This window comes from Streptomyces sp. NPDC006602 (genome assembly GCF_042870385.1).
GTDB lineage: Bacteria > Actinomycetota > Actinomycetes > Streptomycetales > Streptomycetaceae > Streptomyces.
In genome coordinates this window covers 227,541-245,174 of sequence record NZ_JBIAHG010000005.1, presented here as the reverse complement: position 1 = coordinate 245,174, position 17,634 = coordinate 227,541, and the positions used below count along the sequence as shown (strand labels likewise).

General features: G+C 71.6%; 18 protein-coding genes. 10 read left to right on the top strand and 8 right to left on the bottom strand.

Features of this window, described 5'->3' with window-relative positions; genetic code table 11:
* Positions 1–6: 6 nt before the first annotated feature.
* Together ACFYO2_RS16200 and ACFYO2_RS16195 are read left to right on the top strand one after the other, a co-directional pair.
* The gene (locus ACFYO2_RS16200) at positions 7–849 is read left to right on the top strand and encodes a hypothetical protein (RefSeq protein ID WP_388349024.1); all 843 of its coding nucleotides are present in this window, start codon (positions 7–9) and stop codon (positions 847–849) included.
* A gap of 83 nt (positions 850–932) precedes the next feature.
* Complete coding sequence (locus ACFYO2_RS16195; RefSeq protein WP_388349606.1) at positions 933–1,262, top strand: rhodanese-like domain-containing protein; 330 nt, start codon at positions 933–935, stop codon at positions 1,260–1,262.
* 80 nt (positions 1,263–1,342) lie between these two features.
* Here ACFYO2_RS16195 and ACFYO2_RS16190 read toward each other — a convergent pair whose 3' ends face one another.
* The 6 genes from ACFYO2_RS16190 to paaA all read right to left on the bottom strand — a co-directional run bounded on the left by ACFYO2_RS16190 (position 1,343) and on the right by paaA (position 6,302).
* Positions 1,343–2,476 carry an acyl-CoA dehydrogenase family protein gene (locus ACFYO2_RS16190; protein ID WP_388349022.1) on the bottom strand — a complete coding sequence of 378 codons (1,134 nt, stop codon included), beginning with the start codon at positions 2,474–2,476 and terminating at the stop codon, positions 1,343–1,345.
* A 170-nt stretch (positions 2,477–2,646) separates the two neighbouring features.
* Entirely contained in the window at positions 2,647–3,708 is a 1,062-nt protein-coding gene (locus ACFYO2_RS16185; RefSeq protein WP_388349020.1) for a 2Fe-2S iron-sulfur cluster-binding protein, read from the bottom strand.
* Entirely contained in the window at positions 3,708–4,244 is a 537-nt protein-coding gene (gene paaD / locus ACFYO2_RS16180; protein WP_388349018.1) for a 1,2-phenylacetyl-CoA epoxidase subunit PaaD, read from the bottom strand. Before paaD ends, ACFYO2_RS16185 begins: the two co-directional genes overlap by 1 nt.
* On the bottom strand, positions 4,238–4,999 hold the full coding sequence (gene paaC, locus ACFYO2_RS16175) for a 1,2-phenylacetyl-CoA epoxidase subunit PaaC (protein ID WP_388349016.1): 762 nt from the start codon (positions 4,997–4,999) through the stop codon (positions 4,238–4,240). The genes paaD and paaC overlap by 7 nt, the downstream gene beginning before the upstream one ends.
* Positions 4,996–5,283 (bottom strand): 1,2-phenylacetyl-CoA epoxidase subunit PaaB, encoded by a 288-nt coding sequence (gene paaB, locus ACFYO2_RS16170; protein ID WP_020119451.1) that lies wholly within the window; start codon positions 5,281–5,283, stop codon positions 4,996–4,998. The genes paaC and paaB overlap by 4 nt, the downstream gene beginning before the upstream one ends.
* Positions 5,280–6,302, bottom strand: coding sequence for a 1,2-phenylacetyl-CoA epoxidase subunit PaaA (gene paaA / locus ACFYO2_RS16165; protein ID WP_388349013.1), 1,023 nt, complete (start codon positions 6,300–6,302; stop codon positions 5,280–5,282). The genes paaB and paaA overlap by 4 nt, the downstream gene beginning before the upstream one ends.
* Positions 6,303–6,638: 336 nt before the next feature.
* On the opposite strand from paaA, the gene ACFYO2_RS16160 reads away from it, so the two are divergent.
* From ACFYO2_RS16160 to ACFYO2_RS16150, 3 genes are read left to right on the top strand one after another with little or no spacing between them, the layout of a single operon-like run.
* On the top strand, positions 6,639–7,406 hold the full coding sequence (locus ACFYO2_RS16160) for a DUF5819 family protein (protein ID WP_388349012.1): 768 nt from the start codon (positions 6,639–6,641) through the stop codon (positions 7,404–7,406).
* Positions 7,403–8,725: an HTTM domain-containing protein gene (locus tag ACFYO2_RS16155; RefSeq protein WP_388349010.1), complete on the top strand. Its 1,323-nt coding sequence runs from the start codon at positions 7,403–7,405 to the stop codon at positions 8,723–8,725. Before ACFYO2_RS16160 ends, ACFYO2_RS16155 begins: the two co-directional genes overlap by 4 nt.
* A complete protein-coding gene (locus tag ACFYO2_RS16150) occupies positions 8,722–9,477 on the top strand; it encodes a TrmH family RNA methyltransferase (RefSeq protein ID WP_388349008.1) in 756 nt (251 codons plus the stop codon). Before ACFYO2_RS16155 ends, ACFYO2_RS16150 begins: the two co-directional genes overlap by 4 nt.
* 3 nt (positions 9,478–9,480) lie before the next feature.
* Here ACFYO2_RS16150 and paaN read toward each other — a convergent pair whose 3' ends face one another.
* On the bottom strand, positions 9,481–11,187 hold the full coding sequence (gene paaN / locus ACFYO2_RS16145; protein WP_388349006.1) for a phenylacetic acid degradation protein PaaN: 1,707 nt from the start codon (positions 11,185–11,187) through the stop codon (positions 9,481–9,483).
* Between the two features lie 159 nt (positions 11,188–11,346).
* On the opposite strand from paaN, the gene ACFYO2_RS16140 reads away from it, so the two are divergent.
* Together ACFYO2_RS16140 and ACFYO2_RS16135 are read left to right on the top strand one after the other, a co-directional pair.
* Positions 11,347–12,864 carry a 3-hydroxyacyl-CoA dehydrogenase gene (locus ACFYO2_RS16140; RefSeq protein WP_388349004.1) on the top strand — a complete coding sequence of 506 codons (1,518 nt, stop codon included), beginning with the start codon at positions 11,347–11,349 and terminating at the stop codon, positions 12,862–12,864.
* Positions 12,861–13,451: a TetR/AcrR family transcriptional regulator gene (locus tag ACFYO2_RS16135; RefSeq protein WP_388349002.1), complete on the top strand. Its 591-nt coding sequence runs from the start codon at positions 12,861–12,863 to the stop codon at positions 13,449–13,451. Before ACFYO2_RS16140 ends, ACFYO2_RS16135 begins: the two co-directional genes overlap by 4 nt.
* 3 nt (positions 13,452–13,454) lie before the next feature.
* Here the strand turns inward: ACFYO2_RS16135 and ACFYO2_RS16130 are convergent, their stop codons facing one another.
* Entirely contained in the window at positions 13,455–13,940 is a 486-nt protein-coding gene (locus ACFYO2_RS16130; protein ID WP_388349604.1) for an Lrp/AsnC family transcriptional regulator, read from the bottom strand.
* A gap of 189 nt (positions 13,941–14,129) precedes the next feature.
* Between ACFYO2_RS16130 and pdhA the strand changes: the two genes are divergently transcribed.
* Genes pdhA through ACFYO2_RS16115 form a run of 3 tightly spaced genes read left to right on the top strand, consistent with a single transcriptional unit; the run spans position 14,130 to position 17,634 of the window.
* Positions 14,130–15,266 carry a pyruvate dehydrogenase (acetyl-transferring) E1 component subunit alpha gene (pdhA, locus tag ACFYO2_RS16125; protein WP_388349000.1) on the top strand — a complete coding sequence of 379 codons (1,137 nt, stop codon included), beginning with the start codon at positions 14,130–14,132 and terminating at the stop codon, positions 15,264–15,266.
* Positions 15,263–16,267, top strand: a complete 1,005-nt coding sequence (locus tag ACFYO2_RS16120; RefSeq protein WP_388348999.1) for an alpha-ketoacid dehydrogenase subunit beta — start codon at positions 15,263–15,265, stop codon at positions 16,265–16,267. The genes pdhA and ACFYO2_RS16120 overlap by 4 nt, the downstream gene beginning before the upstream one ends.
* Positions 16,267–17,634 (top strand): dihydrolipoamide acetyltransferase family protein, encoded by a 1,368-nt coding sequence (locus ACFYO2_RS16115; RefSeq protein ID WP_388348997.1) that lies wholly within the window; start codon positions 16,267–16,269, stop codon positions 17,632–17,634. The genes ACFYO2_RS16120 and ACFYO2_RS16115 overlap by 1 nt, the downstream gene beginning before the upstream one ends.

Below are 17,634 nucleotides of genomic sequence, written 5' to 3'. Positions count from 1 at the left end.
GGTCGGGTGACGACCCCGGAAGCTGAACAGGGTGGTGTCCCCGGTGAGGACCGGCCGACGCCGGACGCCGGTGTGCCCCGGCCCGAGGAGCGGCTGGAACGGGCCGTACGGGCCGCCGAGCAGGCGCTGATCGAGTACGAGATCGCGGTCGAGACCTTCCGTATCGAGGTCGAGAACTTCTCCCGGCTGCACCACCAGAAGCTCGGCCCGATGTACACCCGCCTCGACGAGCTGGACGCCCAGATCGCCGAGGCACGGGCCGCCCGCACCGGCGACCCCGAGGACCTGCGCAAGGCGGACGAGGCGCGGGCCCGGGTCATGCCGATGCCCGGTGTCGACGAGCTCTTCCACGGCTGGATGGACGGCGAGGGGCTGTTCCCGGAGGCCGAGGCGATGCTCACCGATCAGCCGGTACGGCCCCCGCAGCGGGTGCGGCCCAGCGAGGAGGCCCGCAAGCGCTACCGCGAGCTGGCCCGCAAGGCCCACCCCGACCTTGCCCAGGACGACACCGAGCGGGCGCGGCGCGAGGAGTTCATCACCCGGGTCAACGCCGCCTACGCCCGTGGCGACGAGGCGCTGCTGCTCGAGCTGGCCGAGGAGTGGGCCGCCGGGCCGAAGCTCCCGGAGCAGGGGCCGACGCCCACCGAGGAGCTCTACGCCCGCCTGGAATGGCTGGCCCGGCGCAAGGAACTGCTCACTGTGGTCGCGCGGGAACTGGAGGAGAGCGCGATCGGCTCCATGCTCCGGATGGCCCCGGAAGACCCGGACCGCCTCCTGGAGGAGGTCGCCGAGAAGCTCTTGGCCGATGTCGCCGCGCGCGAGGCGGAGCTGGCGGAGCTGATCGGCTAGCGGGCGGCAGACCGGCCGGTGGGCGGCCGGACCGGTGCGCGCCCGCGTCGGGTAGCGTCTGAGGCATGCATTTCGGAGCTGGTGTGCCCACGGTCGAGGTCACGGACCTCAAGGACGGCGACTTCCTGCTGGACGTCCGCGAGGACGACGAGTGGCAGGCGGGTCACGCCGAAGGGGCGCTGCACATCCCCATCAGTGAGTTCGTCGCCCGGTACGGCGAGCTGACCGAGGCCGCCCCGCAGGACGGCAGGGTCAACGTGATCTGCCGCTCCGGCGGGCGCTCGGCGCAGGTCGCGATGTACCTCGCCCAGCAGGGCATCGACGCCGTAAACGTGGACGGCGGTATGCAGGTGTGGGCAGCGGCGGGCCGCCCCGTCGTGACCGACGAGGGGCAGCCGGGCTTCGTCCTGTGAGCGGAGCCCTTCCCGAGGGGCGGTCCTGAGGTGGCGCGGTCCTGAGGCGGGCGGTCCTGCGGAGGCGCGGCCCTTAAGGTTCAGGCCAGCGGATGGGCCGCCAGCAGGTCGCCCAGGGTCTCCTCGTGTGCCGCCGCGGGGCCGAGCGACAGTTCCAGGTGCTTGGCCCAGGCGTGGTACCGGTGCAGGGGGTAGTCGACGTCGGCGCCGAACCCGCCGTGCAGATGCTGCGCCGTCTGTACGACCCGCCGTACGCCCTCCGACGCCCAGATCTTGGCGACGGCCACGTCACCGGATGCGGGCAGCGCCCCCGGCGCCCCCGAGGCGATCCGCCACGCGGCCTGCCACAACGTGACCTCCATGGCCCGCAGATCGATGTAGCGGTCGGCGGCCTGCACGGCTACGGCCTGGAACGTGGCCACCGGAAACCCGAACTGCTCCCGCTTACCGGTGTATTCACCGGTCATCCGCAGCACCCGCTCCCCCAGACCGAGCGCCAGCGCACACGTCCCGGTGGCCAGCAGGTCCCGCAGCCACCCCCACGCGCCGTCGGCGTCGATGACGTCCCGGTCCCCGATTCGTACGGCGTCCAGGCGGAGTTCTCCCAGCCGCTCACCGGTCGTGGAGACCTGCTCGTCGAGCCCGACCCCCGGGTGGACCCGGGGAACCACAGCGAGGAGAGTCCGGTCGGCAGCCGTGTGCGCGGGCACGAGGACGAAGTCTGCGTCGTACGCCCACGGCACCGCCGTCTGCACCCCGTCCAGCACCCACGCCTCCCCCTCCTGCCGTGCGGTCACCGCGAGTTCGGCCGGGTCGTGGCCGGTGCGGCCGCTCGCGGCGATGGTCAGGACGACCTCCCCGCGCCCCGCCCGCACCGCCAAGCCGGTCCTCAGCTCCGCGCCGCCGAAGGCCTGTACGGCGGCCAGCGCGGCGCTGCTCTCCAGCAGCGGCACCCGCGCCAGCACCTTCGCCGCCTCGCGCAGCACCAGGCACAGGGCGACGGCGTCCAGGCCCGCTCCACCGTGCTCCGGGTCCAGCAGCAGGCTCAACAGGTCCGCGTCGGCGAGCCTCGCCCACAGCGCACGGTCGAAGTCGTCCGCGACGGCGCCCGCGGTGAGGGCGGGGCTGGGCACCGCGTCCGGGGCGACCCCGGCGAACACCCCTCGCGCGGCCTCGGCCGCCGCCTGCTGCTCCTCGGTGAAGGTGAAGTCCACGGTCCTGTCCTCCCGCCGGGCCCGCCGATCTGACGGGCCGTCAAGATAGAACAGGTTCTAGAAGAAGGGAACGGGCGGCCGGCGTCCATCTGTGGAACGGCCGTCGGCGTTCCCCCGCGGAGCGGCCGTCGGCGTTCACCCGCGGAGCGGTTCGGACGCTGCTCGGCTCCTCACCTGTCGAAGTCCAGCTCCACTCTCTCCGTCACCGGATGCGACTGGCAGGCCAGCACGTACCCGGCCTCCGTCTCCTCAGGCTCCAGCGCGAAGTTGCGGTCCATGCGCACCTCGCCGGAGACCAGGAAGGCCCGGCAGGTGCCGCACACCCCGCCCTTGCAGGCGTAGGGCGCGTCGGACCGGTTGCGCAGCACCGCCTCCAGGAGTGACTCGCCCCGCTGCACCGGCCAGCTCCCGCCGCGGCCGTCGAGCCGGGCGGTCACCGTGCTGTGCGCGGGAGCGGGCGCGGTGGTCACGGGGGCGGCGGCGTCCACATGGAAGATCTCCTCGTGGATACGCGTGCGGGGAACCCCGAGGTCCCGCAGTGCCCTCTCGGCCCCCTGCACCAGCCCGAACGGCCCGCACAGGAACCATCCCGCCACGTCCCCCACGGGCAGCAGCGCCGGAAGCAGCACGCCGAGCCGCTCCCTGTCGAGCCGCCCGGACGGCAGCCCGGCCTGTTGCTCCTCCCGGGACAGCACCGTCACCAGGTGCAGCCGCTCGGGGTAGCGGTCCTTGAGGTCGGCGACCTCCTCCAGAAACATCGTGGAGGCGGACGTTCGGTCGCTTCGTATCAGACAGAACCGGGCCTCCGGTTCGCGCGCCAGCAGCGTCGCCACGATCGACAGCACCGGGGTGATGCCGCTGCCGCCGACGATCGCCGCGTACAGACCGGGCGCCGGGTCGAGGGTGAAGCGCCCCGCCGGGGTCATCACCTCCAGCTCGTCGCCGATGTCGATCTCTTTCAGCGCGTAGGTCGAGAAGGCCCCGCCGTCGACCAGCCGCACTCCGACGCGCAGGGTGTGGGGGCCTGCGTCGCCCGGTGCCGGTGCCGGGGAGCAGATCGAGTAGGTGCGGCGGATCTCCGTACCGTCCTCCGTGCGCCGCAGGGCGAGATGCTGGCCGGGGGCGTGCCGGTACTCCTCGCGCAGTTCCTCGGGCACGGTGAAGGTCAGGGCCACGGAGTCGTCGGTGAGCCGGTCGACCGCGGCCACGGGGAGCGCGTGGAAGCGGGCCATCACAACTCCTTGAAGTGGTCGAAGGGTTCACGGCACGACAGACACCGCCGCAGCGCCTTGCAGGCGGTGGAGGAGAAACGGCTGAGCAGCTCGGTGTCGGCGGACCCGCAGTGCGGGCAGCGGACGGGATCGGCTGCTTCCCTGTCCTCCGTGAGGAGACGGGGCGGCCCCAGCTCCAGGGCGATCGGCCCGGACGTCCGCCCCGTCCGCGGCGGCGCGATACCGAACTCCCGGAGCTTGCGTCGCCCTTCGTCCGTGATGTCGTCCGTCGACCAGGCGGGCGCCAGCACCGTACGCACGGTGACGTCCCGTACGCCGTGTTCGTGCAGTACCCGCTCTATGTCCTGGGACATCGCCTCGACGGCCGGGCAGCCGGTGTACGTCGGGGTCAGCTCGACCTCGACCGAGTCGGGGCTGTGGACGTGCACCGCGCGCAGGACGCCGAGCTCCTGGAGGGTGAGCACGGGCAGTTCGGGGTCGGGCACCGCACCGGCCACTTCCAGGAGCTCCGCCTCCAGCGGGGTGGTCGTCACCATGACGCCTCCGGGTGGCTGCGGTGCAGGTGCTGCATCTCGGCGAGCATCCGCCCGAAGGACTCGGTGTGCAGGCCCTGCCTGCCCGCCCCGGCCGTCCACGCCCCGGACCGCGGTCCCTCGGGGACGGTGAGGGTGGCGCGGCTCAGTACGTCCCCGACGGCCTCGAGCCAGGTCGACTCCATGCCCTGCCAGTCGGCGTCCAGCCCGGCCACGGGCTGGAACATCTCCCCGGTGAACCGCCACAGCGTCTCGCACGCGCGCCGCATCCGCTCATGGCTGACGTCCGTGCCGTCGCCGAGCCGCAAGGTCCACTGTTCGGCATGGTCGCGGTGGTAGGCGACCTCCTTGACGGCCTTCGCGGCGAGCGGGGCGAACGGGCCGTTGCCCGCGGCCAGTTCGGCGTAGAGCAGCTGCTGGTACGTGGAGAAGTACAGCTGGCGGGCGATGGTGTGGGCGAAGTCGCCGTTCGGCTGTTCCACCAGCTGGAGGTTGGTGAAGGCGCGCTCCTCGCGCAGATACGCCAGTTCGTCCTCGTCGCCGGCCAGCGACAGCAGTACCCGGGCCTGGCCGAGCAGGTCCAGCGCGATGTTGGCGAGGGCGACCTCCTCTTCGAGGACGGGGGCGTGGCCGGCCCACTCCCCGAGGCGGTGCGAGAGCACGAGTGCGTCGTCGCCGAGCGCGAGGGCGGCCGTCGTGGGAACGGGGGACGTGGTCGTCGTAGGGGTGGTCTCGGTTGTGATTTCAGGTGCGGTCACAGGTGCTTCACCCCCTCCGGGATCTCGTAGAACGTCGGGTGCCGGTACGGCTTGTCGGCGGACGGCTCGAAGAACGGGTCCTTCTCGTCGGGCGAGGACGCGGTGATCGCGGACGACGGGACGACCCAGATCGAGACGCCCTCGCCGCGCCGGGTGTACAGATCGCGGGCATTGCGCAGGGCGAGCTCCGCGTCCGGCGCGTGCAGGCTGCCGGCGTGGGTGTGGGAGAGGCCGCGGCGGGAGCGCACGAAGACCTCCCACAGAGGCCAGTCGGTGTTCGTCATGCCTGCTCCACTCCCCTTCCGGCACTGTGTTTGGCCGCGTACGCCGAGGCCGCGTCCCGGACCCAGGCGCCCTCCTCGTGGGCCTGCCTGCGCTGTGTTATCCGCTGTTCGTTGCACGGGCCGTTGCCCTTGAGGACCTCCCAGAACTCCGTCCAGTCGATCGGGCCGAAGTCGTGGTGCCCCCGCTCCTCGTTCCACTTCAGGTCCGGGTCGGGGAGTGTGAGGCCCAGGGACTCGGCCTGGGGGACGCAGATGTCGACGAAGCGCTGGCGCAGTTCGTCGTTCGAATGGCGCTTGATCTTCCACGCCATCGACTGCGCGGAGTGCGCGGACTCGTCGTCGGGCGGGCCGAACATCATCAGGGACGGCCACCACCAGCGGTCCACCGCGTCCTGGGCCATCGCGTGCTGCTCGGGGGTGCCGCGGCTGAGGGCCAGCAGCAGCTCGTAGCCCTGGCGCTGGTGGAAGGACTCCTCCTTGCAGATGCGGACCATCGCGCGCGCGTACGGGCCGTACGAGCAGCGGCACAGGGGCACCTGGTTGGTGATCGCGGCGCCGTCCACCAGCCAGCCGATCGCGCCGACGTCCGCCCAGGTCAGCGTCGGGTAGTTGAAGATCGAGGAGTACTTCTGGCGGCCCGAGTGGAGCTTGTCGAGCAGTTCGGCGCGGCCGGTGCCGAGGGTCTCGGCCGCGCTGTAGAGGTAGAGCCCGTGCCCGGCCTCGTCCTGGACCTTGGCCATCAGGATGGCCTTGCGGCGCAGTGAGGGCGCGCGCGTGATCCAGTTCGCTTCCGGCTGCATGCCGATGATCTCGGAGTGGGCGTGCTGCGCGATCTGCCGGACGAGGGTCGCGCGGTAGGCGTCGGGCATCCAGTCACGTGGCTCGACGCGCTCGTCGGCGGACACGGCGGCATCGAAGGCCCTCTCGTACGCCGCGGTGTCGCCCGCGTCGGCCTGTGTGCCGTCCTGGCCGTCGTACGCCGGTGTGCGCGCCGTCTGACGCGTGGCTGCTGTCGCCATGAGGTCCCCCTCGACCTGGGCTCTGTCGGCGCCTGCTCCCGACCGATCGTTCGGTTCGTGCGATTCCATGGTGAGACGGGCGACGTAAGGTGTCAACCGCTGTGGATAACCTGCGGGCGTCTGCGGGCACCGCCTGTGGACAACCGGAGATGCTTCGCGGAAGAGCCGGGGGGGGGTCTGTGCCCGGCGCGCGGGCCTGAGTACCGTTCCGTGCGAGCGTCGCAGGAGTGGTGGCGCGTGGCGGTACGGCGTGGGCGGTACAGAGTCCTTCGCCAGGTGCCTCGCGGCAGGCGGCAGGGCGACCGGAAGTCGGACCGGAATCGGAAACGGGGCGGAATGGACGTGCACGACGGAGGCTCGAACGCCCTCCACGAGGCGGGCGAGCCGGGCGCCGCGCCCGCCGGTCCACAGGGCTCCCCGCCCGAGCCGGCACCTCCCCAGGCACCCCGCGAAGCCCGTACCGGCGTCGCCGCCCTCTCCCTCCGCTACCAGATCGCCGTCGCGGTGACCCTCGCGGTCGTCGCCGTCGCCGTGTGTGTGCACATCGGCATGGTGTTCCTGCACGTCGCGCCGTCGAACACGGTGACCAAGCAGCACGGCAGGGCGATCGACGACTGGATCTACCCGGAGTTCGAGCAGAACTGGAAGCTGTTCGCGCCGAACCCGTTGCAGCAGAACATCGCCGTCCAGGTCCGGGCTCAGATCGACACGGCGGACGGCGGGGCGCGCACGACCGGCTGGTACAACCTCTCCGCCGAGGACGGCCGGGCCATCGACGGCAATCTGCTGCCGAGCCACACCCAGCAGAACGAGCTGCGCCGGGCCTGGGACTTCTTCGTCGCCACCCACGACAGCGACAACCGCCCGGTGGGCCTGCGCGGCTCCCTGGCCGAGACGTATATGCGCCGCATCGTGCTGATGCGCCTGGACCGCGAGGAGGCGGCCGGGAAGGGCGGTGCGATCGATCTCGTGCAGATCCGCTCCCGCACCACCAATGTGCGCCCGCCCCGGTGGAGCGAGGAGAAGGTGTCGGACCAGCCGGTGTACCGGGTGCTGCCCTGGTGGTCGATTGCGGCGGACGGCACCGAGGGGGACGTGAAGTGAACCGTTTCGCGCTCTGCGTCTCCTCCGGCATCGCCCGTGCCACCGAGTCGGCCCTCGGCCCGTACCAGACCGCCGTGATACGCATCGGTTTCAGTGCGACCTGGCTGCTGTTCCTGCTGCGCGAGTTTTCCCACCGCGAGGAGATGTACGGCCCCGACGGCCCCTGGAGCTGGGACCTCGCCCAGCAACTGCTCTCGAACAACGGCGCCTTCACGGCCCTGATGTGGTCCGACAGCCGGCTCTGGTTCGAGGCCGTCTACGCGCTGGCCGTCCTGACCAGCGTCCTGCTGCTGCTGGGCTGGCGCACCCGCACCATGTCCGTGCTGTTCATGGTCGGTGTGCTCTCGCTGCAGAACCGCAGCATCTTCATGGGGGACGGCGGCGACAACGTCCTGCACCTGATGTGCATCTACCTGGTGTTCACGCGCTGCGGCCAGGTGTGGTCGCTGGACGCGCGCCGGGCCAGGCTCGGACACGAGGCACGCGCGCGTGGGGAGAACGTTCCGGACCGTGTGGGCCCGGCCCTGTGGGGCGTACTCGGCCTGGCCCTGGCCTCCGTGACTCTGTCGGGCCGACTGTTCGACAGCGAGGAGTTCGTGCCGCTGCTGCTGTGGGCACTCTGGCTCGCGCAGGCCGTCCGGTGGCTCATAGGACGCCGAGCGAAGAGCGGCGAGCCACGGATCCTGCTGGACGTCGTCGCCAACATCGTCCACAACGGCGCCCTGATCGTGATCATGGCCGAGGCGTGTCTGATCTACGCCACGGCGGGCTGGTACAAGATCCAGGGCTCGCGCTGGCAGGACGGCACCGCCGTCTACTACCCCCTGCACCTCGACTACTTCTCCCCGTGGCCCGCGCTCGCCGACGCGCTGGTGGCCAGCGGCACGATGGTGATGCTGGTGACGTACGGCACCGTCATCGCCCAGGTCGCCTTCCCCTTCACGCTCTTCAACCGGCGCGTCAAGAACGTCCTGCTGGCGGTCATGATGATCGAGCACGCCGCGATCGCCGTGATCCTCGGGTTGCCCTTCTTCTCGCTGGCAATGATCGCCGCCGACGCGGTCTTCCTGCCGACGTCGTTCCTGCGCCGACTCGGCGGCTGGGCGGCACGCGCGCGTGGCCGGCTGGTCGCGGGCACGGCCCGTACGGCGCTGCCGAAGCCGCGCGCCCCAGAGAGCACGCAGAGCACGGAGAGCACGGTGAGCACGGAGAGCGCGAAGGACGCCGGTGACACGAACGCAGCCGCGGAGGCGAAGGACGCCGGTGACACGAAGGACGCCGGAAACGCGGGAGACGCACCCGTAGGCTTCAGGGCGTGAGCGCCCCCGATCCCCTTGACGTCTGGCACAGGCTCGCCGAGACCTCCGTGCTGCTGGACGGCTTCCACGCCCTCAAGCACGCGCTGCGCTTCGGCGCCGAGGTCCCCGTGGCGGTCACCGCCGACCGGGCCATCGCGCTCGCCCTCGCCGGGGAACTGGCGCCGGATGTCCGGGACACACTGGACGCGCTCCTGACTCAGGTGCCGGAACCGGCCTACCGGAGTCTGGTCCCACGTCCGCACCCCACCGAGGTCGCCGCGTTGGCCGTACGTCCGTCCCGCGCGGCCAACCTGGAGAGGCTGGCGCACACCCCGCGCACCGCGCCCGTCGTGGTCCTCGACAACCCGCGCAACCTGGGCAACGCGGGGGCCGTGATCCGGCTGGCCGCCGGGTTCGGCGCGACCGGCGTGGTCACCACGGGCACGCTCGACCCCTGGCACCCCACGGTGGTGCGCGGCGGCGCCGGGCTGCACTTCGCCACCGCCGTGGAACGGCTGACGGTGGCAGAGCTGCCCGCGGGGCCGGTGTTCGCTCTCGACCCGGAGGGTGAGGACATCCGTGGCACCAAGCTCCCCGACGACGCGATCCTCGCCTTCGGCTCGGAACGCAGCGGACTGTCGGCCGAACTGCGCGCGCGTGCCGACCACTTGGTGGCGCTGCCGATGCGCCCCCAGGTCTCCAGCTACAACCTCGCCACCAGTGTGGCCATGACGCTGTACCACTGGAGCGCCACCGGGGGCGCGGTCAATTGACTCCTAGGCCTCGCGGCGCACCTCGACCACCCGGAAGCGGTTGGCCACGAACGCCCCGTCGGTGAGTGCCGCGTTGGCCGCCGGGTTGCCGCCCGAGCCGTGGAAGTCGGAGAAGGCGGCGGTCTGGTTGACGTACACCCCGCCCGTGAGGTTCAGCGACAGCTGGGCCGCCTCCTCGAAGCAGACCTCCCGGACGGCCTGCTCGACCTCCTCGTCGGTGGTGTACGCGCCGACCGTCATCGCGCCCTTCTCACGGATCGTGCGCCGCAGCAGTTCCGTCGCGTCGGCGGCCGAGTCGACGGCGACGGCGAAGGACACGGGCCCGAAGCACTCGCTCATGTAGGCGGCCTCGTCGTTCGCCCCCTCCCAATATTTCCGCGCGCCGTCCAGCTTCACGATGACGGGAGTGCGGACGACCGCTTGCGGGAACTCCGGGTTGCTCACCTCCCGCGAGGCGAGGGCGACTTCGCCGAGACCGGCCGCGGCCTCCAGTCGGGCCTTCACGTCCGGGTTGACGATCGCGCCGAGCAGGGCGTTCGCGCGCGCGTCGTCGCCGAGCAGGCCGTCGACCGAGCGGGCGAGGTCGGCGACCACCTCGTCGTAGGTCCGGGGGCCATCCTCGGTGCGGATGCCGTCGCGCGGGACGAGCAGGTTCTGGGGGGTGGTGCACATCTGGCCGCTGTACAGGGACAGCGAGAAGGCCAGGTTGGACAGCATCCCCTTGTAGTCGTCCGTGGAGTGGACCAGCACCGTGTTGACGCCGGCCTTCTCCGTGTAGACCTGCGCCTGGCGGGCGTTGGCCTCCAGCCAGTCGCCGAACGCCGTCGAGCCGGTGTAGTCGATGATCCGGATCTCGGGTCGGGTGGCCAGGGTCTTGGCGATGCCCTCGCCCGGTCGCTCGGCGGCCAGCGCCACCAGGTTCGGGTCGAAGCCCGCCTCGGCGAGCACCTGGCGCGCGGCCTGCACGGTGAGTGCGAGCGGCAGTACCGCGCGCGGGTGAGGCTTCACCAGGACCGCGTTGCCGGTGGCCAGGGAGGCGAACAGGCCCGGATAGCCGTTCCACGTCGGGAAGGTGTTGCAGCCGATGACCAGCGCGATCCCGCGCGGGACCGGCGTGTACTGCTTGGTGAGCGCCAGCGGGTCGCGCTTGCCCTGCGGCTTGGTCCACTCCGCCGTGTCAGGGGTGCGGACCTGCTCCACGTACGCGTACGCCACCGCCTCAAGGCCGCGGTCCTGCGCGTGCGGGCCGCCCGCCTGGAACGCCATCATGAAGGCCTGGCCGGAGGTGTGCATGACCGCGTGCGCGAACTCGTGCGTCCGGTCGCTGATCCGCTTGAGGATCTCCAGACACACCACCGCGCGCATCTCGGCGCCCGCGTCCCGCCATGCCTTCTGTCCGGCCTTCATGGCGGGCAGCAGCTCGTCGATGTCCGCGTGCGGGTAGCCCACGCCCAGCTCGATGCCGTACGGCGAGACCTCGCCGCCCACCCAGTCGTCCGTGCCGGGCTGGCCTAGGTCGAGGCGGGTTCCCAGGAGGGCGTCGAAGGCGGCCTTGCCCGCCGCCATGTCCAGGCTGCCGCTCTCGCCGTAGGCCTTGGGGTGCTCGGGGTGCGGGGACCAGTACGCGCGGGTGCGGATCGTTTCCAGCGCCTGGTCGAGGGTGGGCCGGTGCTTGGCGATCAGATCGTGCGCGGTGAGTTCGGCGGCCATGCGGGACCAACTCCTCGTCTCAAGAACTCTTCGTCGAGCTCATGACCTGGCAGAAACATGGGCAGGAACAGCCACTCAGAGTTAGAGTAACCGAACGATCGGTCGGGACAAGGGGGTCCGCCGCATCTGTGGAAAACCCCGTGCGGGAGGATCGCGCACATGACAGCACTCGACCTCAGCAGCCCCGTGGCCGTCGTCGGCACCGGCACCATGGGCCAGGGCATCGCCCAGGTCGCGCTGGTCGCCGGCCATTCCGTACGGCTGTACGACGCCGCACCCGGCCGGGCCCAGGAATCGGCCGACGCGATCGGCGCCCGCCTCGACCGGCTCGTCGAGAAGGACCGGCTCGGCGGCGCCGACCGGGACGCGGCACGCGCCCGCCTGCTGCCCGCAGAGAACCTCGCCGACCTCGCGGACTGCGCCCTGGTCGTCGAGGCCGTCCTGGAGCGGCTGGACGTCAAGCAGGAGCTGTTCCGCGAGCTGGAGGACATCGTCGGCGAGGACTGTCTGCTTGCCACCAACACCTCGTCCCTGTCGGTCACGGCCATCGGTGGAGCCCTGCGCAACCCCGGCCGCCTGGTGGGCCTGCACTTCTTCAACCCCGCACCGCTGCTGCCCCTCGTGGAGGTCGTCTCCGGGTTCGCCACCGACGTCTCGTCGGCCACGCGCGCGTACGAGATGGCCCGCGCCTGGGGCAAGACCCCGGTCGCCTGCGCCGACACCCCGGGCTTCATCGTCAACCGCATCGCGCGGCCCTTCTACGCCGAGGCATTCGCGGTCCACGAGGCCCAGGGCGCCGAACCCGCCACCATCGACGCGGTCCTGCGCGAGTGCGGCGGCTTCAAGATGGGCGCCTTCGAACTCACCGACCTCATCGGCCAGGACGTCAACGAGTCGGTCACGCACTCGGTGTGGCAGGCCTTCTTCCAGGACGTGCGCTTCACGCCGTCGCTCGCCCAGCGCCGCCTGGTCGAGTCGGGCCGACTCGGCCGCAAGACCGGTCGCGGCTGGTACGACCACGCAGAGGACGCCGACCGTCCCGAGCCGCACACCGCGGAACCGGCCCAGCCGCCCGCGTACGTCGTCGCCGAGGGCGACCTGGGCCCCGCCTCGGAACTGCTCAATCTGATCCGCGAGGCGGGCATCCCGGTCCGTGAGGACGACGAGGACCACGGCACCCGCCTGGTGCTGCCGAGCGGCGGCCAGCTCGCCCTCGCCGACGGACAGACCTCGGTAGAGTTCCGGGACGTCGTCTACTTCGACCTCGCGCTCGACTACCGCCGGGCCACCCGCATCGCCCTGTCCGCCTCCCAGGACACCTCCCAGCAGACCCTCGGCGAGGCCACGGGTCTCTTCCAGGCGCTCGGCAAGCAGGTCAGCGTGATCGGCGACGTCCCCGGCATGATCGTCGCGCGGACGGTCGCGCGCATCGTCGACCTGGCGCACGATGCCGTCGCCAAGGGCGTGGCCACCGAGGAGGACATCGACACCGCGATGCGCCTCGGGGTCAACTACCCGCTGGGCCCCTTCGAGTGGAGCCGCCGGCTCGGCCGCAACTGGGCCTACGCCCTCCTGGACGACCTGCACATGCGCGACCCCTCGGGGCGCTACGCGCCGTCCCTCGCGCTGTACCGCCACGCGTACGCCACCGACAAGCGGGAGGGCAGCACCTCATGACCACCGCCAAGCGCGATACGTACACGCCGGAGACGCTGCTGTCCGTCGCCGTCCAGGTCTTCAACGAACGCGGCTACGACGGCACCTCCATGGAGCACCTCTCCAAGGCGGCCGGCATTTCGAAGTCGTCGATCTACCACCACGTCACCGGCAAGGAGGAGCTGCTGCGTCGCGCCGTGAGCCGCGCGCTGGACGGTCTCTTCGGGATCCTCGACGAGGAGCACGCGCGCGCGGGGCGCTCGGTCGAGCGCCTGGAGTACGTCGTACGGCGCATGGTCGAGGTGCTCATAGCGGAGCTGCCCTACGTGACGCTGTTGCTGCGCGTGCGCGGCAACACCGGCACCGAGCGGTGGGCCCTGGAGCGGCGCCGCGACTTCGACCACCGGGTCGCCGAGCTGCTCAAGGCGGCGGCGGCCGACGGGGACGTGCGCGGCGACGTGGAGGTGCGGCTCGCGACGCGGCTCGTCTTCGGGATGATCAACTCCATTGTGGAGTGGTACCGGCCGGACGGACGGGGCATGAACGAGCGCGAAGTCGCCGAGGCGGTCGCACAGTTGGTCTTCTCGGGGCTCCGCAAGGCCGCCTGAGGTTCAGCCCTGCGGCTCCAGGTCCTCCTCCTCGAAGACCAGCAGCGTGCGTGTACTGAGCACCTCCGGGATGGCCTGGAGCCGGGTCAGCACCAGCTCGCGCAGGGCTCTGTTGTCGGACGTGTGCACCAGGAGCAGTACGTCGAAGTCGCCGCCCACCAGGGCGATGTGGGAGGCGCCGGGCAGTTGTCTGAGCTGCTCGCGCACCGTGCGCCAGGAGTTCTGGACGATCTTCAGGGTGATGTACGCCGAGGTGCCCTGACCTGCGCGTTCATGGTTGACGCGGGCACCGAAGCCGCGGATGACACCGTCCTCGATGAGGCGGTTGATGCGCGCGTAGGCGTTGGCGCGGGAGACATGCACCCGTTCGGCGACCGACCTTATCGACGCGCGGCCGTCCCCCTGGAGCATCTGGAGGATGTCCAGATCGATGGCGTCGAGCGGACGTGCGGGCGGTAGGGGGCCGCTGCCTTCAGGGCTCTCGGCCATTTGTTCAGATGCCATGTGCCCCCGCCTCTCTACCATGGACGTACTGCGTTCATTTGAGGTTGTGCAGAACCGTTTGTCCACAGCCTGAGGGGCCGTGTAGCCAAAATGTGCCGACGACCGAACAATCGGTAGGTGAGGCGCATCACACCCGTGGCGCGCCTGAAGCCGCTCCCACGAGGAGGTGCCGTCATGACGGTCATGGAGCAGCGGGGCGCTTACAAGCCGACCCCGCCGCCCGCCTGGCAGCCCCGCACCGACCCCGCACCGCTGCTGCCCGACGCGCGTCCCTACCGCGTCCTCGGCACCGAGGCGGCCGCGCAGGCCGATCCCGGGCTGCTGCGCCGGCTGTACGCCGAGCTGGTGCGCGGCCGCCGGTACAACGCGCAGGCCACCGCACTCACCAAGCAGGGGCGTCTGGCGGTCTACCCGTCCAGCACCGGGCAGGAGGCCTGTCAGGTCGCCGCGGCGCTGGTCCTGGAGGACCGCGACTGGCTCTTCCCCAGCTACCGCGACACCCTCGCGGCCGTCGTCCGTGGCCTCGACCCCGTGCAGGCCCTCACCCTGCTGCGCGGCGACTGGCACACCGGCTACGACCCGCGCGAGCACCGCGTGGCCCCCCTGTGCACCCCCCTCGCCACCCAGCTCCCGCACGCCGTCGGCCTCGCGCACGCCGCCCGCCTCAAGGGCGACGACGTGGTCGCGCTGGCCATGGTCGGCGACGGCGGCACCAGCGAGGGCGACTTCCACGAGGCGCTGAACTTCGCAGCCGTCTGGCAGGCCCCGGTCGTCTTCCTCGTCCAGAACAACGGCTTCGCGATCTCCGTCCCGATCGCCAAGCAGACCGCGGCCCCGTCGCTGGCCCACAAGGCCGTCGGCTACGGCATGCCCGGCCGGCTGGTCGACGGCAACGACGCCGCCGCCGTGCACGGGGTCCTCTCCGACGCCGTGCGGCACGCGCGCGCGGGCGGCGGCCCCACCCTGGTCGAGGCCATCACGTACCGCGTCGACGCGCACACCAACGCCGACGACGCGACCCGCTACCGCGGCGACGCCGAGGTCGAGACGTGGCGCGGACACGACCCGATCGCCCTCCTGGAGCAGGAGCTGACCGAGCGCGGCCTCCTCGACGAGCACGGCATCCAGGCCGCGCGCGACGCCGCCGAGACCACGGCCGCCGACCTGCGTGAGCGCATGAACCAGGACCCGCCGCTCGACCCGATGGACCTGTTCGCCCACGTGTACGCCGAGCCCACCCCGCAACTGCGCGAGCAACAGGCCCAGTTGCGGGCCGAGCTGGCGGCGGAGCAGGAAGGGTCGCACCGATGACCACCGTCGCCCTCAAACCGGCCACCATGGCGCAGGCCCTCACGCGCGCGATGCGCGACGCCATGGCCGCCGACCCGACCGTGCACGTCATGGGCGAGGACGTCGGCACCCTCGGTGGTGTCTTCCGGGTCACCGACGGGCTCGCCAAGGAGTTCGGTGAGGACCGCTGCACGGACACCCCGCTCGCCGAGGCCGGCATCCTCGGCACGGCCGTCGGCATGGCGATGTACGGGCTGCGCCCGGTCGTGGAGATGCAGTTCGACGCGTTCGCCTACCCGGCGTTCGAGCAACTGATCAGCCACGTCTCGCGGATGCGCAACCGCACCCGCGGCGCACTGCCGCTCCCGCTCACCATCCGCGTCCCCTACGGCGGCGGCATCGGCGGCGTCGAGCACCACAGCGACTCGTCCGAGGCGTACTACATGGCGACTCCGGGGCTCCATGTCGTCACGCCCGCCACGGTCGCCGACGCCTACGGCCTGCTGCGCGCCGCCATCGCCTCCGACGACCCGGTCGTCTTCCTCGAACCCAAGCGCCTGTACTGGTCCAAGGCCTCCTGGAACCCGGAGGACCCGCAGACCGTTGAACCGATAGGCCGCGCGGTGGTGCGGCGCTCGGGCCGGAGCGCCACACTCATCACGTACGGGCCGTCCGTGCCCGTCTGCCTCGAAGCCGCTGAGGCGGCGCGGGACGAGGGCTGGGACCTCGAAGTCGTCGACCTGCGCTCCCTGGTGCCGTTCGACGACGAGACGGTCTGCGCCTCGGTACGGCGGACCGGGCGAGCGGTCGTCGTACACGAGTCGGGCGGGTTCGGCGGCCCGGGCGGGGAGATCGCGGCCCGTGTCACGGAGCGCTGCTTCCATCACCTGGAGGCGCCGGTGCTGCGCGTGGCCGGGTTCGACATCCCCTACCCGCCGCCGATGCTGGAGCGTCACCACCTGCCCGGCGTGGACCGGATCCTGGACGCCGTGGGGCGTCTGCAATGGGAGGCCGAGGGCTGATGGCACACGCTTCTGACATGCACAGTCTTGAGTTCAGGCTTCCCGACCTCGGGGAGGGGCTCACCGAAGCGGGAATCGTCCGTTGGCTTGTCGAGGTCGGAGACCTCGTCGCCGTCGACCAGCCGGTCGTCGAGGTCGAGACGGCCAAGGCGATGGTCGAGGTGCCCTGCCCCTACGGCGGTGTGGTCACCGCGCGTTTCGGCGAGGAGGGCACGGAAGTGCCCGTCGGGGCGCCGCTGATCACGGTCGCCGTGGGTGCGTCGGCCTCCGGCGGCGAGACCGAGAGCTCGGGGAACGTGCTGGTGGGGTACGGCACTTCGGAAGCGCCCGCGCGCAGGCGCAGGGTGCGGCCGGGCCGGTCGACTCCGGCGGCCGGTGTGGCGAACGGGCAGGTCAGTGCCCCCGAGGCGGCGGACGGTCCGGTTCCGGTGATCTCGCCGCTGGTGCGCCGCCTCGCCCGCGAGAACGGCCTCGACCTCAGCGAGCTGAACGGCTCCGGGCCCGACGGGCTGATCATGCGGGCCGACGTGGAGTACGCGCTGCGGGCCGCGGCGGCGCAGGGGCGTACGACGGTCCCGGCCGGGCACACGCCAGTGCCGGCCGCCGAGGCACACGCCCCCGAAGCACGCGCACCCGAGGCGCCGACTGCGACCCCGGCCACCTCCGCGCCAGCCACCGGGGGCACCCGCATCCCCCTCAAGGGCATCCGAGGCGCCGCAGCCGACAAGCTCTCCCGCAGCCGGCGGGAGATCCCGGACGCCACCTGCTGGGTCGACGCGGACGCCACGGAGCTCATGCGGGCCCGCACCGCGATGAACGCCGCCGACGGACCGAAGATCTCACTCCTCGCCCTCCTGGCCCGCATCTGCACCGCCGCCCTGGCCCGTTACCCCGAGCTGAACTCCACCGTCGACATGGAGGCCAGGGAGATCGTCCGGCTGGACGCCGTGCACCTCGGGTTCGCCGCGCAGACCGAGCGGGGGCTCGTCGTGCCCGTCGTACGGGACGCGCAGGCGCGGGACGCCGAGGCGCTGACCGCGGAGTTCGCCAGGCTGACCGAGTCGGCCCGCGCGGGGACCCTCACCCCCCGGGAACTCACCGGCGGCACCTTCACCTTGAACAACTACGGAGTGTTCGGCGTCGACGGCTCCACGCCGATCATCAACCACCCCGAGGCGGCCATGCTCGGCGTCGGCCGCATAGTTCCCAAGCCATGGGTGCACGAGGGCGAGCTGGCGGTGCGCCAGGTCGTCCAGCTCTCGCTCACCTTCGACCACCGGGTGTGCGACGGCGGCACGGCGGGCGGCTTCCTGCGGTACGTGGCGGACTGCGTGGAACAGCCGGCGGTCCTGTTGCGCTCACTCTGA

Excerpts from the sequence above, each read along its gene's own strand:
- ACFYO2_RS16185 (WP_388349020.1), bottom strand. The coding sequence starts at position 3,708 with ATGGCCCGCTTCCACGCGCTCCCCGTGGCCGCGGTCGACCGGCTCACC.
- paaD (WP_388349018.1), bottom strand. The coding sequence starts at position 4,244 with ATGGTGACGACCACCCCGCTGGAGGCGGAGCTCCTGGAAGTGGCCGGT.
- paaB (WP_020119451.1), bottom strand. The coding sequence starts at position 5,283 with ATGACGAACACCGACTGGCCTCTGTGGGAGGTCTTCGTGCGCTCCCGC.
- paaA (WP_388349013.1), bottom strand. The coding sequence starts at position 6,302 with ATGGCGACAGCAGCCACGCGTCAGACGGCGCGCACACCGGCGTACGAC.
- ACFYO2_RS16160 (WP_388349012.1), top strand. The coding sequence starts at position 6,639 with ATGGACGTGCACGACGGAGGCTCGAACGCCCTCCACGAGGCGGGCGAG.
- paaN (WP_388349006.1), bottom strand. The coding sequence starts at position 11,187 with ATGGCCGCCGAACTCACCGCGCACGATCTGATCGCCAAGCACCGGCCC.
- ACFYO2_RS16140 (WP_388349004.1), top strand. The coding sequence starts at position 11,347 with ATGACAGCACTCGACCTCAGCAGCCCCGTGGCCGTCGTCGGCACCGGC.
- ACFYO2_RS16135 (WP_388349002.1), top strand. The coding sequence starts at position 12,861 with ATGACCACCGCCAAGCGCGATACGTACACGCCGGAGACGCTGCTGTCC.
- ACFYO2_RS16130 (WP_388349604.1), bottom strand. The coding sequence starts at position 13,940 with ATGGCCGAGAGCCCTGAAGGCAGCGGCCCCCTACCGCCCGCACGTCCG.
- pdhA (WP_388349000.1), top strand. The coding sequence starts at position 14,130 with ATGACGGTCATGGAGCAGCGGGGCGCTTACAAGCCGACCCCGCCGCCC.
- ACFYO2_RS16120 (WP_388348999.1), top strand. The coding sequence starts at position 15,263 with ATGACCACCGTCGCCCTCAAACCGGCCACCATGGCGCAGGCCCTCACG.
- ACFYO2_RS16115 (WP_388348997.1), top strand. The coding sequence starts at position 16,267 with ATGGCACACGCTTCTGACATGCACAGTCTTGAGTTCAGGCTTCCCGAC.